The sequence below is a fragment of the Flavobacterium sp. genome (assembly GCF_028712645.1).
Taxonomy (GTDB): domain Bacteria; phylum Bacteroidota; class Bacteroidia; order Flavobacteriales; family Flavobacteriaceae; genus Flavobacterium.
Genome location: NZ_JAQTPQ010000389.1, coordinates 1 through 2,507, shown reverse-complemented (window position 1 = coordinate 2,507; position 2,507 = coordinate 1). Strand labels below are relative to the sequence as shown.

The following is a 2,507-nucleotide window of genomic DNA, read 5'->3' as shown; positions in this document are numbered from 1 at the left end:
TTTCTTTTAAAGTTTTAAAAGCACTGTTTAAAACTTTAAAAGATACTAATCTTCCTGAACCAAAACCATTAGTTAGCGGTGTTGAATTATCAATTACTCCTTGTATAGTTATAGGTAAGCCATCCTGAATAATTTCATATTTAGTTTCTTCACCTCCGTTTTCAAAATTATCCCCATAACTTTTGGTTACAAATTCATAGCCAAATTGAGCATTTTGAGAGGAATAAATTCTCGCCAAATTTGAACTCCCTACAGAATATAATGTTCTAGTAGTAGGAATCTCGCAAAGATTATATCTTTCAATTTTTCTAATATATGCAATTGGAGCTTGATTTATATAATATCCCGATTGACAAGTCAAACAATTATAAGGGCTGTAATAATATTTTTCTATTTCTGGATTGGTATTAATTAAATTATTCTTAGTAATTCTAAAAGTACGGAATCCTCCAATTTGATTTTCAATATTTTGAAAAGTAATAGGATTAGTATAAAAATCAAAATAAATATTCCCAAGCATACAAGGTCTTTTAAGTTCAATTTTTATAGAATAATCTTTGTTTGCCTCTAACGTAAAAAAATCATTTGTAGAAATTGTACTGCCTGTAAAAGTGTAGGATGTCCCAATCAATAGTGGCACATCTGAATTCGATGCATTAGTATAAAAATTAACACTTAAACCAGTCGTTAAATCAGTAACTGCTACTATTAATGTCAAAGGGAAAGGATCAGCCGCTGAACAAATTTTAGATACATTTCCGTTTATTTTGATACTTTGTTCTATTGAGGAATGGATAGTAGAGGTATTTGTGTTATTATATAAATATGCATCATCGGTTAGGACATTCAAACTAAAGGGAGTACTTTCTGGATTAATAGGTATATTTACCATGCCTTTCACGTGAGGCTCGTAATCCAGTATTGTATTGCCTTTAGTTGGATATATTATTTTTTTTAGTAATCCATAATATCCAAAATTTTTATCTGGTCTTCTATTGGCTAACTTACCGTCAGAAAATGAAGATTGAATTACTGAATTTGGAATAGTAATTTCATCAGAAATCAAACTGCTATTTATTTTACCATTAAAAACTCCATAATTATCTTTAGCAAAACTAAATCTAGCAGGTAAATTTTCTGGCGAATAATACTCAAATTGATGAGTAACAGGAGTGCTATTTGTAATAAACTCATTAATTTGTTTTAAATAAAAACGTTTTTTTAAATACTCCGGAAATTGATTATAACTATTTGGAAAAGTATTACCAATATATTCAGTATAATCAAATTTTATTTTTTTTATCAGTGTTCCTTTTAAATCTAATAAACTGATATCATCAACTTTAAAAAGTGGAAAATCTGGATCTGAGAATCTTTTTGAGTTACCAAATACAATCTTACTATTACTACTGTTTATTTCTTTTAAGATAGATTCAGTGGAATAGGATTTATATTGATAATTAACTAACCTACTTGTTAGGCGAGATCCATTCGAATAAGCATATTCCAAACTTTGTTCATTTCCTGTAATATAAGTTATGCTTCTTGAATCGTAACTTAAAGTAATTTGGTTATTTGTCGATGGATCTTCAATTTTCGTAAGATACCAAGATGTTTTTACATCTTCTGATATTGGCCCTGGATTTTCAATAAAAATTCTTCTTGAAGAGCTTGATTCTATTGCATTTAATCCCCCAAAATAATACTTTATTCCTTTTGTATCAGTAATTACTATTTCAGGTAAACTGTTTGGACCATAACCTATAGATAAAAAATCAGGTGTAATTTCAATTTTTAATCCTGAAGGTTCTATTTCAACTGGGGTATTAGCATCATCTAGAAAAAATTTTCCTGACAAACCATTTACATTATAACTAAAAATATCAGGTTGGGTATCAACTTGAGGGGCACTTGACGCTTGGTCTAAAAAAGTTGCCATTTCACTTGAATCTGGAGATACATTTGGTTTTTGTAATCGTCCATTATAATTATCCTGATAATCATATACTTGTCTTATTACAACTCCTCCAGCATTTAGAACCCAACCAACTCCAACGTTTGATTCATATTGATCAACTTTAACCCCATCAGAGGAATAAGAAAGAGAAATGGGGAGTGATAAACTATTAGATTTTATTTCCATAAGAGGAATCGATATATTGGCATTTCCAGTAAATTGATTTAATGGGACTTGACCGTATAGACCCAAACTGGCACTATTAGGAGGAGGTGGGATTACATTTGGAAAGTATTTGCTGGGTTTGTCATCTCCTTGAGCTATTGCATGTAATGAAGCAAAAACAAGTAAAATGCAGTATAAAGATTTAATTGTGTTTTTTAAAATTATATTTTTCATTGTACTTTTCTTTTTAATTTAACCCTCCTTTAATTATTTTTACCCCATCACTTTGTACATTAGTCTTAATATTTACAACATAACCCCCATCAGGATAGGGACTTAAATCTATCGGAACAGTTCGGCTCGTGATGTTGAATCGTTGTAAAAT

The 2,507-nt window shown here is 29.8% G+C and carries 1 protein-coding gene; it reads right to left on the bottom strand.

Translation table 11 applies throughout. From position 1 onward, the window contains the following. On the bottom strand, positions 1-2,356 hold a 2,356-nt coding region (locus PHC28_RS18290), incomplete at its 3' end, for a hypothetical protein (protein ID WP_300103911.1). Positions 2,357-2,507 lie beyond the last annotated feature (151 nt).